15 protein-coding genes are annotated in these 15,125 nt (G+C 67.5%); 6 read left to right on the top strand and 9 right to left on the bottom strand.

Translation table 11 applies throughout. The features are described 5' to 3' along the window. Window positions 1-7 precede the first annotated feature (7 nt). On the bottom strand, window positions 8-1,525 hold the full coding sequence (gene amaB, locus ACWF99_RS13135) for an L-piperidine-6-carboxylate dehydrogenase (RefSeq protein ID WP_452536037.1): 1,518 nt from the start codon (window positions 1,523-1,525) through the stop codon (window positions 8-10). Between the two features lie 118 nt (window positions 1,526-1,643). Here amaB and ACWF99_RS13130 point away from each other — a divergent pair, with 118 nt between their 5' ends. Further along, window positions 1,644-2,096 (top strand): Lrp/AsnC family transcriptional regulator, encoded by a 453-nt coding sequence (locus ACWF99_RS13130; protein WP_056818059.1) that lies wholly within the window; start codon window positions 1,644-1,646, stop codon window positions 2,094-2,096. A 66-nt stretch (window positions 2,097-2,162) separates the two neighbouring features. After that, the gene (gene lat, locus ACWF99_RS13125) at window positions 2,163-3,503 is read left to right on the top strand and encodes an L-lysine 6-transaminase (protein WP_378635569.1); all 1,341 of its coding nucleotides are present in this window, start codon (window positions 2,163-2,165) and stop codon (window positions 3,501-3,503) included. Window positions 3,504-3,608: 105 nt separating this feature from the next. Here lat and ACWF99_RS13120 read toward each other — a convergent pair whose 3' ends face one another. The 4 genes from ACWF99_RS13120 to ACWF99_RS13105 form a co-directional block, all read right to left on the bottom strand. After that, window positions 3,609-3,953: a hypothetical protein gene (locus ACWF99_RS13120; protein WP_378635571.1), complete on the bottom strand. Its 345-nt coding sequence runs from the start codon at window positions 3,951-3,953 to the stop codon at window positions 3,609-3,611. A gap of 29 nt (window positions 3,954-3,982) precedes the next feature. After that, on the bottom strand, window positions 3,983-4,954 hold the full coding sequence (locus ACWF99_RS13115; RefSeq protein WP_378635574.1) for a patatin-like phospholipase family protein: 972 nt from the start codon (window positions 4,952-4,954) through the stop codon (window positions 3,983-3,985). A gap of 184 nt (window positions 4,955-5,138) precedes the next feature. Further along, window positions 5,139-6,938, bottom strand: a complete 1,800-nt coding sequence (locus ACWF99_RS13110; RefSeq protein ID WP_378662281.1) for an acetyl/propionyl/methylcrotonyl-CoA carboxylase subunit alpha — start codon at window positions 6,936-6,938, stop codon at window positions 5,139-5,141. 188 nt (window positions 6,939-7,126) lie between these two features. Next, window positions 7,127-8,017, bottom strand: a complete 891-nt coding sequence (locus ACWF99_RS13105) for a sulfurtransferase (protein WP_378635809.1) — start codon at window positions 8,015-8,017, stop codon at window positions 7,127-7,129. 148 nt (window positions 8,018-8,165) lie between these two features. Between ACWF99_RS13105 and ACWF99_RS13100 the strand changes: the two genes are divergently transcribed. Next, window positions 8,166-8,930 (top strand): helix-turn-helix transcriptional regulator, encoded by a 765-nt coding sequence (locus ACWF99_RS13100; RefSeq protein ID WP_378635579.1) that lies wholly within the window; start codon window positions 8,166-8,168, stop codon window positions 8,928-8,930. On the opposite strand, the gene ACWF99_RS13095 is transcribed toward ACWF99_RS13100, so the two are convergent. From ACWF99_RS13095 to ACWF99_RS13085, 3 genes are all read right to left on the bottom strand, one after another. Beyond that, window positions 8,856-9,491: a nucleoside triphosphate pyrophosphatase gene (locus ACWF99_RS13095; protein WP_452536600.1), complete on the bottom strand. Its 636-nt coding sequence runs from the start codon at window positions 9,489-9,491 to the stop codon at window positions 8,856-8,858. The genes ACWF99_RS13100 and ACWF99_RS13095 overlap by 75 nt on opposite strands. A 127-nt stretch (window positions 9,492-9,618) precedes the next feature. Next, window positions 9,619-9,948 carry an acyl-CoA carboxylase epsilon subunit gene (locus ACWF99_RS13090; RefSeq protein ID WP_378635581.1) on the bottom strand — a complete coding sequence of 110 codons (330 nt, stop codon included), beginning with the start codon at window positions 9,946-9,948 and terminating at the stop codon, window positions 9,619-9,621. 129 nt (window positions 9,949-10,077) lie between these two features. Then, entirely contained in the window at window positions 10,078-11,718 is a 1,641-nt protein-coding gene (locus tag ACWF99_RS13085) for an acyl-CoA carboxylase subunit beta (protein WP_378635583.1), read from the bottom strand. Between the two features lie 190 nt (window positions 11,719-11,908). Here ACWF99_RS13085 and ACWF99_RS13080 point away from each other — a divergent pair, with 190 nt between their 5' ends. Then, the gene (locus tag ACWF99_RS13080; RefSeq protein ID WP_378635586.1) at window positions 11,909-12,697 is read left to right on the top strand and encodes a biotin--[acetyl-CoA-carboxylase] ligase; all 789 of its coding nucleotides are present in this window, start codon (window positions 11,909-11,911) and stop codon (window positions 12,695-12,697) included. Between the two features lie 36 nt (window positions 12,698-12,733). Here the strand turns inward: ACWF99_RS13080 and ACWF99_RS13075 are convergent, their stop codons facing one another. Then, window positions 12,734-13,702 (bottom strand): acyl-ACP desaturase, encoded by a 969-nt coding sequence (locus tag ACWF99_RS13075; protein WP_452536035.1) that lies wholly within the window; start codon window positions 13,700-13,702, stop codon window positions 12,734-12,736. A 148-nt stretch (window positions 13,703-13,850) separates the two neighbouring features. On the opposite strand from ACWF99_RS13075, the gene ACWF99_RS13070 reads away from it, so the two are divergent. Both ACWF99_RS13070 and ACWF99_RS13065 read left to right on the top strand, forming a co-directional pair. Next, the gene (locus ACWF99_RS13070) at window positions 13,851-14,384 is read left to right on the top strand and encodes a PH domain-containing protein (protein WP_378635591.1); all 534 of its coding nucleotides are present in this window, start codon (window positions 13,851-13,853) and stop codon (window positions 14,382-14,384) included. A gap of 41 nt (window positions 14,385-14,425) precedes the next feature. Beyond that, on the top strand, window positions 14,426-15,124 hold the full coding sequence (locus ACWF99_RS13065; RefSeq protein WP_056818039.1) for a response regulator transcription factor: 699 nt from the start codon (window positions 14,426-14,428) through the stop codon (window positions 15,122-15,124). Window position 15,125 lies beyond the last annotated feature (1 nt).

Here is a 15,125-nt window from a genome sequence, read left to right as displayed (position 1 = left end):
TGCCTGATCAGCCGAAATGGATGCCTTGCGCGAGCGGGAGTTCGGTGGAGTAGTTGACGGTGTTGGTGGCCCGGCGCATGTAGGCCTTCCAGGAGTCGGAGCCCGACTCCCGGCCGCCGCCGGTGTTCTTCTCCCCGCCGAACGCGCCGCCGATCTCCGCGCCCGATGTCCCGATGTTGACATTGGCGATGCCACAGTCGGAACCGGCGACGAACTGTTCGGCCTCGCGCTGGTCGAGGGTGAAGATCGACGAGGAAAGTCCCTGGGTCACACCGTTGTTCAAGGCGATGGCTTCGTCGAGTTCGTCGTAGGTCAGCACGTACAGAATCGGCGCGAAGGTTTCCTCGCGCACGAGCTCGGTCTGCGCGGGCATGCGGACGAGGGCGGGCCGCACGTAGTAGGCGTCGGGTCCGAGCGTCTCGACTCGCTCACCGCCGCAGATGATGTCGCCGCCCTCGGCCACCGACCCGACCAGCGCCTTCTGCATCCCGGCGAAGGCGCGCTCGTTGATCAGCGGCCCGACCAGGACGCCGTCGTCGAGTGGATTACCCACGGGCAGTTGGCTGTACGCCGCGGCCAGCCGTTCGACCAGCTGGTCGGCGATCGAACGATGCGCGATCAACCGTCGCAGGCTGGTGCACCGCTGGCCCGCTGTCCCCGCCGCCGCGAAGACGATGCCACGCACCGCCAGTTCCAGATCGGCACTCGGCGCGACGATCGCGGCGTTGTTGCCACCCAGCTCGAGCAGGCATCGACCGAAACGCCCGGCCACCCGCGGGGCGACGGTGGCGCCCATCCGCACCGAGCCCGTCGCGCTCACCAGGGCGACCCGGCCGTCGTCGACCAACGCCGAGCCGACGGTCGCGTCCCCTTGGATCAGCTGGTGCACTTCGGGATCCGCGCCCACGTCGACCGCCGCGCGACGCAGCAGCGTGTGGCAGGCCAGCGCCGTCAACGGCGTGGTCTCCGACGGCTTCCAGACCACCGTGTCGCCGCACACCAGGGCGATCGCGGTGTTCCAGGCCCACACCGCGACAGGGAAATTGAACGCCGAGATCACCCCGACGACACCGAGTGGATGCCACGTCTCCATGAGCCGATGGCCGGGACGTTCGGACGGCATGGTGGCGCCGTAGAGCTGGCGCGAGAGCCCGATCGCGAACTCGCAGACGTCGATCATCTCCTGCACTTCGCCCAGCGCCTCGGGGCCGATCTTGCCCGCCTCCAGGGTCACCAGCTCCGCCAGCTCCTCCTGATGGGCCACCAGCAACTGGGCCAGCCTGCGCACCAGGCCCGCCCGCACCGGCGCGGGGACCGTGCGCCACGCCTCGAACGCGGTTGCGGCGCGGCCGATCGCGGCATCCACGTCGGCGGGGGCGTCGACGGCCAGCGGCAACAGGACACCGCCGGAGATCGGCGTGCGCGCCAGCAGCGGGCCGGGCTCCGGCGCAGCGGCGCCGAGGCCGTGCAGTAGCGCCCTGGCTCGCAGGGAGAGCTGCTCGGAGAAGTTCACGGTCTGCGTCATCGGTACTCTGCTCACCTTCTGCTGTTTGGTACGACTCACGGAAAAGTTCGGGAGAATTCGGTGGGGAACGGAAAGAAGTTTTCCCCGCGCGAGCCCCACGCTGCGTTAGCCTTCGCTGATGGCGGATACACCGGCTCGACCCCAGCTCGATGACATCGATCGACTATTGATCAAAGAACTGATGGCAGACGGCCGCGCCACATTGTCGAATCTGGCGGAGAAGGCCAGTCTCTCGGTCTCCGCGGTGCAATCGCGCGTGCGCAGGCTCGAAGCGCGGGGCGTGATCCGCGGATACGCGGCGCAGGTGGACCCCGAAGCGCTCGGGCACTTGTTGTCGGCGTTCGTCGCGATCACTCCTCTCGACCCGTCCCAGCCCGATGACGCGCCCGCCCTACTGCAGCACATCCCCGGCATCGAGGGGTGCCATTCGGTGGCGGGCGAGGAGAGCTACGTCCTGCTGGTGCGGGTGGCCTCGCCTCGGCATCTGGAACATCTGCTGCAGGAGATCAGGGCCACGGCCAACGTGCACACCCGCAGCACCATCATCCTGCAGACATTCTATGACAGGTAGTGATCTTCCGTAATTTGATTCGTGATTCCGTAGAACTTCCGTAAATATTTGCGTATCGTCGGTTTCATGACCATCGAACTGGAGCGCCCTGGCGCGGCGGTCATCCCCGCCGACCGGGTCCACGAGATCCTGTCCTCGCACATCCTCGCGGACGGTTTCGAGCTTGTGCTCGACCTACACGAATCGCACGGTCGCACGCTCGTCGACGAACGTGACGGCACCAGCTATCTCGACATGTTCGGCTTCTTCGCCTCCAACGCACTGGGGATGAACCATCCCGCGCTGGCCGGCGACGAGGGCTTTCTCGCCGAGCTGGCCAACGCCGCACTGAACAAGCCGAGCAACTCCGATATCTATACCGTCGAGATGGCACGCTTCGTCGACACCTTCGCTCGCGTGCTCGGTGATCCGCGCTTGCCGCACCTGTTCTTCGTCGACGGTGGCGCGCTCGCGGTGGAGAACGCGCTGAAAGTCGCTTTCGACTGGAAGAGCAGGCTCAACGAATCGCACGGCCGCGCACCGGAACTCGGTACCAAGGTGCTGCACCTGACCGGCGCCTTCCACGGGCGCAGCGGTTATACGTTGTCGCTCACCAATACCGACCCGGTCAAGACCGCGCGATTCCCGAAATTCGATTGGCCGCGCATCGACACACCGCACACTTTCGCGGGTGCCGACATCGCAGCCCTCGAAGCGCGGGCGCTGGCCCAGGCCGAACAGGCCTTCGCCGACAACCCGCACGACATCGCCTGCTTCATCGCCGAACCGATCCAGGGCGAAGGCGGTGACCGTCATCTGCGGCCGGAATTCCTCGCCGCCATGCAGCGGCTGTGTCACGCCAACGACGCGCTGTTCATCCTCGACGAGGTGCAGACCGGCGTCGGCCTGACCGGAACCACCTGGGCCTTCCAGCAATTGGATGTCGCGCCCGATGTGGTGGCCTTCGGCAAGAAGACCCAGATCTGCGGAATCATGGCGGGCGGCCGGGTCGACGAGGTGGTCGACAATGTCTTCCGGGTGAGCTCACGGCTCAACTCCACCTGGGGTGGCAACCTCACCGACATGGTGCGCACCCGGCGCATTCTCGAAGTGCTGGAACGGGATCGGCTGATCGAGGGTGTGGAACCGCTCGGCGCGTTCCTGCTCGACCGGCTCGGCACACTGGCCGTCGCGCATCCGGACATGGTCAGTGAGGCGCGTGGCCGTGGGCTGATGTGCGCGGTGACGCTGGCGACGCCGGAGCTGCGCGATCGGGTGGTGACGGAACTGCGCGAACGTGAGCATGTGCTGCTGCTCGGCACAGGAGAGCGCGGCATCCGTTTCCGTCCGCCGCTGACTGTCACCGAGGACGAGCTGAGTCAGGCCGTCGACGCCCTCGACGCGGTGCTCACGCGAGAACGCCGGTAACTCACCGGATTTCCGGGCCGGGCCGGCGGCACGATTGCCGTCGGCCCACTTCCGTCTTCACTCGTCCGTGATCGCAGGACCCGGTCGGCAGATGCGGCGCAGTGATCAGGCGGACACGGCGGTCAGTCCGAGCGCGCCCGTGACGAAGCGGTGGACCGATGCCAGGCCGGCGGCCAGTGCCTCGTCCTCGCCGGGACGAGCCCAGCCGGTCACCGCCGCGGTGGCGTCGGGGCCGGGCGTCACGCCGATCTCGGCGACCATCTCGGCCGTCGTCGGAACGCAGACTGCCCAGGAGAAGTGCGACTCGTCCGCCCACTGCGCCGACCGGGTGGCCACGTAGCCGGGATCGGTGATGCCGCCGTCGGCCAGCGCGGGTCGGTCGTCGATGCGCTCGTCGGCGCGCAGCGCGCGCAGATACCAGGACCCTGCGTTGATCTCGATCGGTTCCACGCGAGCAGCCTAGTGGTTCGGCCGCCGGGTCATGCCGTGCGGAGGGTGCCGCCACCGAGCAGGGAATGAACGGCCGTGCGGCCGATGTCGAGGGCGCGGGTGAGCAGGTCGGTGTCGCGGGCCGCGCTGTCGATGGCCGGGGAACCGGCGGGTGGGTGGATCTGGAGGACGTGGTCGCCGAGGCCGTCGAGGTAGCTGTCCTCCATCGCCTGCTGACCCGGCCGCTTGTTCCACGCCCGGAACGCACCGGGGGCGATGGCACGCATGTAACCGCCGCCGACCACCCGATGCAGCAGCGGCGCGGGCGGGCGGACCTCATCGGTCCGGCGGGTGCGCAGGACCAGGGCGTGGGTGGTGCCCGCGGCCACGGCGGTGCGGATCGGGACGGTTTCGGTGAGGCCGCCGTCGAAATAGCTGCCACCCGCGAGGGCGACCGGTGGTCCCGCCAGCAGGGGAAGGCCCGCAGAGGCCCGTAACGCCGTCATGAGGCTCTGTTTGTCGGTGATGTAGGGCCCGAGGTCCACCGACTGCCCGGTGCGGATATCGGTCGCGATGGGGTGGAAGGTGGTGGGGTTCGCCAGAATCGCGGGGAAGTCCATCGGTTCGATGCCGTCGTACACGCGATGCACGAGATAGTGCAGATCGAAGACGGGGCGACCGCGGAAGATGCGTACCGGATCGACCACGCGGCGCATGATCGCCGGATCGGTCCACGAACGCATCCCCGTCGCCGCGCGCCCGCACAGCAACCAGGCGCCGTTGATCGCCCCGGCCGACGTGCCGTACACGGCGTCGAACACCTTCGCCAGACCCAGCTCCTCGAGCGCCTGCACCATGCCGCTGGAATACACACCGCGGCTGCCACCGCCCTCGATCACCAGCGCGAGACGATTGCCGTCGGTGCGGCTACCGGTTTCCCGGCGAGCCTGGATGACCTCGGCCACCGTTGCCGAACCCGGCGTCGAGAGCGGGTCCAGATCGGTGTGCGCAGTACTGGTCACCCGATCCACGATACGACAGAAGCCGGTCGCTCAGCCGGGCGAGACGCATGATCTTCCGCGCCCGTTCACTGATTCGTCTCACGCTGCCGGGCGGTAATCCGTCAGCTCAGTTCCTCGGGCCGCTCGACGAACGACAACGGACGCCGGTCCGTGGAGACCGACGCCCGTTGTGTACAGCTGTTACCTACTTGATCTCCGCCAGGACCGTGCCCTGGGTGATCGCCGCACCCGCCGCGACGGCGAGCCCGGTGACGACACCGGCCTTGTGCGCGTTGACCGGGTTCTCCATCTTCATGGCCTCGAGCACCACGATCAGGTCACCCGCCTCGACGGTCTGGCCCTCTTCGACCGCGACCTTCACGACGGTGCCCTGCATCGGCGCGGTGACCGCGTCACCCGACGCGGCACCGGCACCGGCGCCGCCACGCTTGCGCGCCTTCGGCTTCTTGCGCACCACACCGTTGCCTGCCGAACCGGCCGCACCGCCACCGAGGGTGAACTGACCGGGCAGCGACACCTCGACGCGACGTCCACCGACCTCGACGACAACCTTCTGCCGGGGCAGATCGTCGTCGTCATCGTCGGCCGCGCCGCCGGCGGTGTACGGCTCGACGGTGTTCTTCCACTCGTTCTCGATCCACTTGGTGTAGACGTCGAACTTCTCACCGTCGCCGATGAAGGCCGGATCCTCGATGACCGCGCGGTGGAACGGGATCACCGTCGCCAGGCCCTCGACGTCGAACTCGGCCAGTGCGCGGCGGGCACGCTGCAGCGCCTGCTCACGGTTCTCGCCGGTGACGATCAGCTTGGCCAGCATCGAGTCGAACTGACCACCGATGACGCTGCCCTGGACCACACCGGAGTCGACGCGCACACCGGGGCCCGAGGGCTCGCGGTAGACGTTCACCGGGCCGGGAGCGGGCAGGAAGCCACGACCGGCGTCCTCACCGTTGATCCGGAACTCGAACGAGTGGCCACGCGGGGTGGGGTCTTCCTTGATCGACAGTTCGTCGCCGTTGGCGATCGCGAACTGCTGACGCACCAGGTCGATGCCCGCGGTCTCCTCGGTGACCGGGTGCTCCACCTGCAGGCGGGTGTTCACCTCGAGGAACGACACGGTCTCGCCCTGCACCAGGTACTCCACGGTGCCCGCACCGTAGTAGCCCGCCTCGCGGCAGATGCGCTTGGCCGACTCGTGGATCGCGGCGCGCACCTTGTCGGACAGGAACGGCGCGGGCGCCTCCTCGACGAGCTTCTGGAACCGGCGCTGCAGCGAGCAGTCGCGGGTACCGGCGACGACCACGTTGCCGTGCTGGTCGGCGATGACCTGCGCCTCGACGTGGCGGGCCTTGTCGAGGTACTGCTCGACGAAGCACTCGCCGCGACCGAAGGCGGCGATGGCCTCACGGGTCGCCGACTCGAACAGCTCGGGGATCTCCTCGATGGTGTGGGCGACCTTCATGCCGCGGCCACCGCCACCGAAGGCGGCCTTGATGGCCACCGGGACGCCGTATTCCTTGGCGAACGCGACGACCTCGTCGGCGTTCTTGACCGGGTCCTTGGTGCCCGCGGCCATCGGCGCCTTCGCCTTCTCGGCGATGTGGCGCGCGGTGACCTTGTCACCGAGGTCGCGGATGGACTGCGGCGACGGGCCGATCCAGATCAGCCCGGCGTCGATGACGGCCTGGGCGAAGTCGGCGTTCTCGGAGAGGAAACCGTAACCGGGGTGGATCGCGTCGGCGCCGGACTTGGCCGCGGCGTCGAGGATCTTGTCGAACACGAGGTACGACTCGGCAGAGGTCTGACCGCCGAGGGCGAACGCCTCGTCGGCGAGCTTCACGAAGGGAGCGTCGGCATCGGGCTCGGCGTACACCGCGACGCTGGTGATTCCCGCGTCCTTGGCAGCCCGGATCACGCGAACCGCGATCTCGCCGCGGTTAGCTACGAGTACCTTCGTGATCCGTGCGCTGGCATGGCTGGGCACTGAGCCTCCTGTGTGCAATCTTTGGTCGCGTCGGGGAACGGGTCGCCGGTTAGGCCCCGTGCCCGGTATCGACAACTTTCGTCTCGGGCGAGTGTAGGCAGTGTGCCAACCCTGCTCGAACTCGGCTAGCCCTACTGTCGAGTAGGTCGCAGGTCACACTACGCGGCGTCCAGTGATGTGAACATGTTTCAAATGATCCGATTCGCGACACCTGGTTCGGTGCCCGTCACGATCGGTACCCGCACCGAGTTGCCCCATTCGATCCACGATCCGTCGTAATTACGCACCGACCTGCGGCCGAGCAGGAATGTCAGGACGAACCAGGTGTGGCTGGACCGCTCGCCCACCCGGCTGTACACGACCAGGTCGTCGGCGGGAAGCGCGCCGTAGACCTCGTCCAGGTCGGCGCGTGAGCGGAAGCGGCCGTCGTTGGTGGCGGCCTCGGTCCACGGGATGTTCACTGCCGTCGGCACGTGCCCGCCACGCAGGGCGGCGTACTCCTGGTTGAGCGGCTTGTCCTCGAGTTCGCCGGAGTACTCCTGCGCCGAGCGCACATCGACGAGGGGTTTGCCGAGTCTGGCCAGTACGTCCTCGCGGAACGCGCGGGCGGTCGTGTCGTCGCGCGTGACCTCGGGGTAGTCGCTGGGCGTGGGGTAGGGCTGGTCGAACGTGGTGTCGCGCTCCTCGGAGATCCAGGCGTCGCGGCCGCCGTCGAGCAGCCGTACGTCCTCGTGGCCGAACAGGGTGAAGATCCAGGCGGTGTGCGCGGCCTGGGCGTTGCCGCGGTCGCCGTAGATCACGATCGTGTCGTCGCGCTCGATACCCTTGGCGCGCATCAGTTCGGTGAAGCGCCTGCCGTCGACATAATCGCGGGTCACGGGGTCGCTCAGGTCGCCGCGCCAGTCGATCTTGACCGCGCCTGGAACATGGCCGATGTCGTAGAGCAGGATGTCATCGTTGGACTCGATGATTCGTAAACCACGCACGCCGATGTTTGCGGACAGCCATTCTGTGGTTACCAATCGATGCGGGACTGCGTAGGAACCGAAGGCGGGGTGCGGATCCGGGGCGACGGGCACGGTGTGGTCCTTCACGCGAGTTGGGTGGGTGCGACCACTGTGTGGTCGCAGCCGATGGTAAGTGTGTGGTGGCACATCACGAATCGACACAATGGGCGAATAAAGCGCACGGATGTCCGATAAAGTCTCTGGAGAGGAGGGGTGAGCTATGTCCGATTCTTGGCCGCGACGGCGACTGCTCGCGATCCTACGTGGCGCCACCGAGCCCCTCGATGCCCAGGAACTGGCCCGCATCACCGGACAGCACGTCACCACCGTCCGATTCCACCTCGACGTCCTCACCCGTGAATCGCTGGTTCGTCAGTTCCAGCAACCGCCACGCGGCCGCGGCCGCCCGCGCATCGGCTATCGCGCGGTGCAGCGCTCGGTGGGATATCAGGAGCTCGCGCAGGTACTGGCCGACCATCTCGGTCCCGACCCGGTCGCCCGTTCCGCCGCCGCCGTGGCCGCAGGTCGCGCCTGGGGTGCCCGGATGGACATCGGTACCCAGCCGGTGGAAACCCTCGCCGACGCCAGGGACATCACCATGTCGCTGATGTCGGAGCTCGGGTTCGCACCCGAGAAGGAACCCGCCGGTGAGACCTCGGAGCACGTCCAGATCAACCTGACGGCCTGCCCGCTGCGGGAACTGGCCCGCTCACACGCCGAGGTAGTGTGCGGTGTGCACATGGGCCTCATGCGGGAGGTGCTCGAACGCAACGGCGCCCGTGGCCGGGTGGACGTGCAGCTGCACCCCTTCGTCGAGCCCGAGCTGTGCACGGCCCGGCTCGATCTGACGATGACCGCGCCCGACCGCACCCCGGCCGTGGAGCCGGGGGATCAGCACGTGGTCGCGCCGTCAGTCCCGCGGGTCCCGCCACAGTTGCGTGACACCGACGCCGACGTCTTCGAGCAGTCGGCGCAACAGCGGTAATCCGATCCCGATGACGCTGGACGGATCGCCTTCGATCCGGTCGACGAACCAGCCGCCCAGCCCGTCCAGGGTGAACGCGCCGGCGACCTTCAGCGGCTCACCGGAAGCGATATAGGTATCGAGCTCGTCCGGTGTCGGCTTCGCGAAATGCACCGTGGTGCTGCTGCATTCGGCCGACTCGGCGACGATCTCGCCGTCGCGCAGCCGCAGCACGCAGTGCCCGGTGATCAGATCCGCGCTGCGGCCCGCCATCGTGGCCCAGCGCTCGCGCGCCACCTCTGGGGTGTGCGGTTTGCCTTGGAGCTGCCCGTCGACGAGCAGCATCGAATCGCAGCCGACGACGACACAGTCGGCACTGAATTCGGGAATCGACGCGGCGACGTCGGCCGCCTTGGCGCGAGCCAGGGCGACGACGACATCGTGCGAGGAGGTACCGGCGGGCAGTGCCGCCGACACCGCGTCCTCGTCTACGCCCGAGACCTGCACCACGGGGTCGATGCCCGCGGTGCGCAGGATCCCGAGCCGGGCAGGCGAGGCTGACGCCAGAACCAGCCTGGTCACCACAGCATCAGCTCCGGTGACCGCCGCACCAGCTTCGGTCACCTCAGCACCAGCTTCGGTCACCTCAGCACCAGCTCCGGTGACCGCCGCACCAGCTTCGGTCACCTCAGCACCAGCTTCGGTCACCTCAGCGCAGGTGCGACAGCATCGGGTACACGTACGGCGAGAACGGGTTCGTGCCCCGATGCATCATCGTCGATGTGCCCCACGCGTCGGCCGGTCCGTTCGATCCGCCGACGGGTGCGCTGGCGGCCGCCGCGCTCAGGACGGCGACCAGCGCCGCGATGTCCTGATCGGTGGGCGAACCCTTGAGAATGCGGAACAGCGGTTCCCCCGCGGCATCGACGGGGGCTTGCGCCTCCGTGCCCGCCGGCAGTTCGACCTCTTCGACGAGCGGTTCGACGACGAGCTCGAGCTCGGCGACTGTCAACACGTCTTCTTCTGCCACAGTTGTCACAGTGCCAGATCCTTCCTGCACTTACTTCGCTTCACAGCGCGGTTGCCGCGATCATTCCCGGTGCGGCCGCGCCGATCAATAGTTGTGTTCCACAACAAGTGTGCGCGGCCTATCCGGGATATCGCGTTTTCAGAGCGGAATGTTGCCGTGTTTCTTCGGCGGCATGGTCACCATTTTGCGCTCGAGGAGCCGCAGCGCCGACACGATCTGGCCACGGGTGTGCGAGGGCGGGATGACCGCGTCCACGTAACCGCGCTCGGCGGCGACGTACGGGTTCACGAGAGTGTCCTCGTACTCGTTCTGCAGCTCGAGGCGCAGCGCGTCGACGTCGTCGCCGTTCTTGGCGGCTTCGAGCAGCTGCTTGCGGTAGACGAATCCGACGGCGCCGGAGGCACCCATCACGGCGATCTGGGCGGTGGGCCATGCCAGGTTCACATCGGCACCCATGTGCTTGGAACCCATGACGTCGTAGGCGCCGCCGTAAGCCTTGCGAGTGATGATCGTGATCTTGCCCACAGTGGCCTCACCGTAGGCGTAGAGCAGCTTCGCGCCACGGCGGATGATGCCGTTGTATTCCTGGCCGGTGCCGGGCAGGAAGCCGGGCACGTCGACCAGGGTGATGATCGGGATGTTGAAGGCGTCGCAGGTGCGCACGAAGCGCGCGGCCTTCTCCGAGGCGTCGATGTCGAGGCAGCCGGCGAACTGGGTCGGCTGGTTGGCGACGATGCCGACGCTGCGCCCGTCCACCCGGCCGAAGCCGCAGATGATGTTCATCGCGCGCTCGGCCTGGACCTCGAGGAACTCGTCGTCGTCGAGTAGACGACGGATGACCTCGTGCATGTCGTAGGGCTGGTTCGGCGAGTCCGGGATGATCGTGTCGAGCTCGATGTCCTCGTCGGTCAGCGAATCTTCGATCGCCCCGTTGATCGGGTCGGTGGGCGCGTGGCGCGGGGACTCGGCGCGGTTGTTGCTCGGCAGGTAGCTCAGCAGGTCCTTGACGTAGTCGAGGGCGTCCTGCTCGCCGGAGGCCACGTAGTGGGCCACACCGGACTTCACCATGTGGGTGTGCGCGCCACCCAGGTCCTCCATCGAGACCTCTTCGCCGGTGACGGTCTTGATCACGTCGGGTCCGGTGACGAACATCTGCGAGGTCTGATCGACCATCACCACGAAGTCGGTGAGCGCGGGGGAGTACACGTGACCACCGGCGGCGGCGCCCATGATCAGCGAGATCTGCGGGATCACGCCGGAGGCCTGCACGTTGCGGTGGAAGATCTCGCCGTAGAGGCCGAGGGAGACGACGCCCTCCTGGATGCGCGCGCCCGCGCCCTCGTTGATGCCGACCAGCGGACGGCCGGTCTTGATCGCCAGGTCCATCACCTTGACGATCTTCTCGCCGTAGACCTCGCCGAGGGAGCCACCGAACACGGTGACGTCCTGGGAGAAGATGCACACGTCGCGGCCGTCGATGGTGCCGTAGCCGGTGACGACGCCGTCGCCGAGCGGGCGGTTGTGCTCCAGGCCGAAATTCACGCTGCGGTGCTTGGCGAGGGCATCGAGTTCGACGAAGGAGCCTTCGTCGACCAGGGCGAGGATGCGCTCACGCGCGGTCATCTTGCCCTTGGCGTGCACCTTGTCGACCGCGGTCTCACCCATCGGGTGTTGCGCTTCTTCCAGCCGATTCCGCAGATCAGCCAGCTTCCCGGCGGTGGTGTGGATATCGGGGGCGCCCGCCGATTCCGATGCGGGCTGCTGCTGGACACTCGTCATGGGTTGCGAGTGTAACGAGTGACACCTCCGCGCACCACGGCAGTCTCGCTTACCGGCCAGTAGAGAAACCCCAGCTAGGCGTACCTCCGCATTCGCTCCGGCCATGCGCAGTCTGAGGATGGGCTACGCCCACAGCGCCATTTCGGTACGGTCATGATCGTTCACAGAGAACTCCAGTAACGTGCCGAGAATGAACAGGGCACCCATCGATGTACCGCGTCTGCGCAGCTCGCAGGGACTGTCGTTCTACGACCGGATCGATGTAGTCGAATCGACAGGATCGACCAACGCCGACCTGGTCGCTCGCGCCGCCGACCCGTCCGCCGACCGTCAGGCTCTGCTCGCCGAGGAACAGGTGAGCGGTCGCGGCAGACATGCCCGCGCGTGGGTGAGTCCGCCCCGCGCGCAGATCTCGTTGTCGATCCTGGTGCGCCTGCCCGGCATCGACCCCGCCGCGCTCGGCTGGTTGCCGCTGCTCACCGGCATCGCGGTGGTCGACGCGCTGCGCGGCACGGCCGGTGTCGCACCGGAATTGAAATGGCCCAACGATGTCCTGCTCGACGGCCGCAAACTCGCGGGCATCCTGGCCGAGGTCGCCGCGACCGGAATCGCGCCCGCGGTGGTGGTCGGCATCGGGATGAACGTCGACCTCGCCGAATCGGAACTGCCTGTCGCCCACGCGACTTCGCTGAGCTTGGCCGGTGCGCAGAACGTCGACCGCACCGCGCTGGTCGCGGCGATCCTGGCCGAGTTCTCGCGCCGCTTCACCGCGTGGGAGCGGTCGGGCTGGGACACCGTCGATCTGGTGGCCGAATACCGTGAGCGGTGCGCCACCATCGGTATGGAAGTGCGAGCCGAACTCCCCGGCGGGACGGTACTCACCGGGGTGGCGAGCGATGTCGACGACACCGGGCGGCTGCTCATCGGTGAGCGGGCGGTGTCGGCCGGCGACGTTTCCCACCTGCGCGGACAGTACTGACGACGGGCCCGCAGCCGGGCCCGTCGCCGAGACGGATCAGTGTGCGCCCGCACCCGCGGTCGCGCGCTCGGCCACCTCGCGCTCGCGCGCCAGCAGCCGGTCGCGCTGCTCCTCGAACCGCAGCACGTCCTTCTCCAGCTTGTCGATGAACAGCGCGAGTTCATCGCGCGCTGCCTCACCACGCGCACCGAAGTCGTTGCGGTCGAAGACGTTCCACTGCTTGAGCACCGGGCGTACCACCTCGTCGAGGTGCTGGCGCAGATCGTAGATGCCGTGCTTGGCCATCAGCACGCCGTTGCGCCGCCAGTTGGGCATGCCCGCGCCCGGCATCTGGAAATTGGTGAGCACCTTGGTGATCGCGGGCATCGCCTGGTCGGGAGCCAGGTCGAGGGCCGCCGCGCACAGGTTGCGGTAGAAGATCATGTGCAGGTTCTCGTCGGTGGCGACGCGGGCCAGCATCTTGTCGGCGATCGGGTCGTCGCACACGCGACCGGTATTGCGGTGGCTCACCCGGGTGGCCAGCTCCTGGAACGTCACATACGCGACGTTCACCAGGAATCCACCCCAGTTCGCCGGTGCGTGCGCGCCCTGGGTCATGTGGACCATCCGCGCTTCCTCCAGCGCCACCGGGTCGACGCCGCGGGTGACGACGAGGTAGTCGCGGATCACGATGCCGTGGCGGTTCTCCTCGGCGGTCCAGCGGCCCACCCAGGTGCCCCACGCGCCGTCGAGGGAGAAGTTCTCGGCGATCTCGCGGTGGTAGGACGGCAGGTTGTCCTCGGTGAGCAGATTGGTGATCATCGCCGCCTTGGCGACATCGGTGAGCCTGGATTGTGATGGCTCCCAATCGCTTCCGCCCATCGCGGCGAAATTGCGGCCTTCCTCCCACGGGACGTAATCGTGCGGATTCCAGTCCTTGGCGATGGAAAGGTGCCGGTTGAGGTTCTGTTCGGCCACAGGTTCGAGGGCCGTGAGGATTTCGAGCTGAGTCAGATCTTCGGTCACGCGTGCCTCCACTGTCGGTGTCGAGCAAGCAGATAAGGACAAAACCTGGCATCTAGCGTGTAATCCACAGTATCGCCTCGGCAGTGGCATCGAGAAATGCGGTGTGACTGTCACCGGACTCGATGTGCCAGCGCGGTACTGTCGCATCATGGGTTACCCGGAGGATGTCCTCGCGCCCGACGAGCAGTTGATCCTGCACCGCCACCCGCACTGGAAAATGTTGGTGTGGCCCATCGTCACTCTCATCGTCGTGACCGCGATCGCCGGTTTCCTCGGCGGCCTGGCCTGGCGCAACACCACCGGTCACGTGCGCACGGTGTTGCTGATCCTGATCGGGCTGGCCTGGCTCGGGCTGGTCGCGTGGCGGGTCGTCGCGCGCGTGATCGCCTGGAAGTCGACGCATTTCATCGTCACCGGGCGGCGGGTGCTGGTGCGCCAGGGCGTGCTCACCCACACCGGCATCGATATCCCGCTCAGCCGGATCTCCAGCGTGCAGTTCCGCCACGGTCTGCTGGACCGGGCGCTCGGCACCGGCACCCTGATCATCGGCTCCTCGTCGGAGGAGCCGCTCGAGTACGACGACGTGCCCCAGGTCCAGCAGGTCCATTCGCTGCTCTACCACCAGGTCTTCGAGGCGGGACGTTCCGCCAACGAGCAGCACTGGGGCGGCGGCTACCGGTGAGCTGCCCGTCCTCGCTGATCAGAAACATTTAACCTGTGCAGATGACCGCTGTTCTGCTGGCCGAAGACGACGAGGCGATCGCCGCACCCCTGTCGCGTGCACTGGGGCGTGAGGGCTACACCGTCACCGTCGAGCGCTTCGGCCCGGCGGTGTTGCGCCGCGCCCTCGAGGGCAACCACGACCTGCTGATCCTCGATCTCGGCCTGCCCGGCATGGACGGGCTGGAAGTGTGCCGGCAGGTGCGTGCGAGCGGGGCCGATCTGGCCGTGCTGATGCTCACCGCCCGCACCGACGAGGTCGACTTCGTGGTCGGTCTCGACGCGGGCGCCGACGACTACGTGGGCAAACCGTTCCGGCTGGCCGAACTCCTCGCCCGCGTGCGAGCCCTGTTGCGGCGCAGCGGGATCGGGGACGACGCGGTGGAGGTCGGCGCGATCCGGCTCGAACCCGCGGCGCGGCGCGTGCTGGTCAACGGGGCCGAGGTGAACCTGGCCAACAAGGAGTACGAGCTGCTCAAGGTCCTCATCGACCGGGCGGGCCAGGTGGTGGCGCGCGAGACCATCCTGCGCGAGGTCTGGGGCGACGCCGACCTGCGCGGCTCCAAGACGCTCGACATGCACATGTCCTGGTTGCGTCGCAAGATCGGCGACGAGGGCCCGATGGCGGAGCGTCGCATCGTCACCGTGCGCGGTGTGGGGTTCCGGCTCAATACCGACGGACCCACCTCGCACCGAGGCTGAC

It is taken from the genome of Nocardia sp. NPDC055002 (assembly GCF_053608825.1).
This window is presented reverse-complemented; position numbering and strand designations above follow the sequence as displayed.

Coding starts and splice junctions, on each gene's coding strand:
- amaB (WP_452536037.1), bottom strand. CDS start 1,525: ATGACGCAGACCGTGAACTTCTCCGAGCAGCTCTCCCTGCGAGCCAGG.
- ACWF99_RS13130 (WP_056818059.1), top strand. CDS start 1,644: ATGGCGGATACACCGGCTCGACCCCAGCTCGATGACATCGATCGACTA.
- lat (WP_378635569.1), top strand. CDS start 2,163: ATGACCATCGAACTGGAGCGCCCTGGCGCGGCGGTCATCCCCGCCGAC.
- ACWF99_RS13100 (WP_378635579.1), top strand. CDS start 8,166: ATGTCCGATTCTTGGCCGCGACGGCGACTGCTCGCGATCCTACGTGGC.
- ACWF99_RS13085 (WP_378635583.1), bottom strand. CDS start 11,718: ATGACGAGTGTCCAGCAGCAGCCCGCATCGGAATCGGCGGGCGCCCCC.
- ACWF99_RS13080 (WP_378635586.1), top strand. CDS start 11,909: ATGAACAGGGCACCCATCGATGTACCGCGTCTGCGCAGCTCGCAGGGA.
- ACWF99_RS13070 (WP_378635591.1), top strand. CDS start 13,851: ATGGGTTACCCGGAGGATGTCCTCGCGCCCGACGAGCAGTTGATCCTG.
- ACWF99_RS13065 (WP_056818039.1), top strand. CDS start 14,426: ATGACCGCTGTTCTGCTGGCCGAAGACGACGAGGCGATCGCCGCACCC.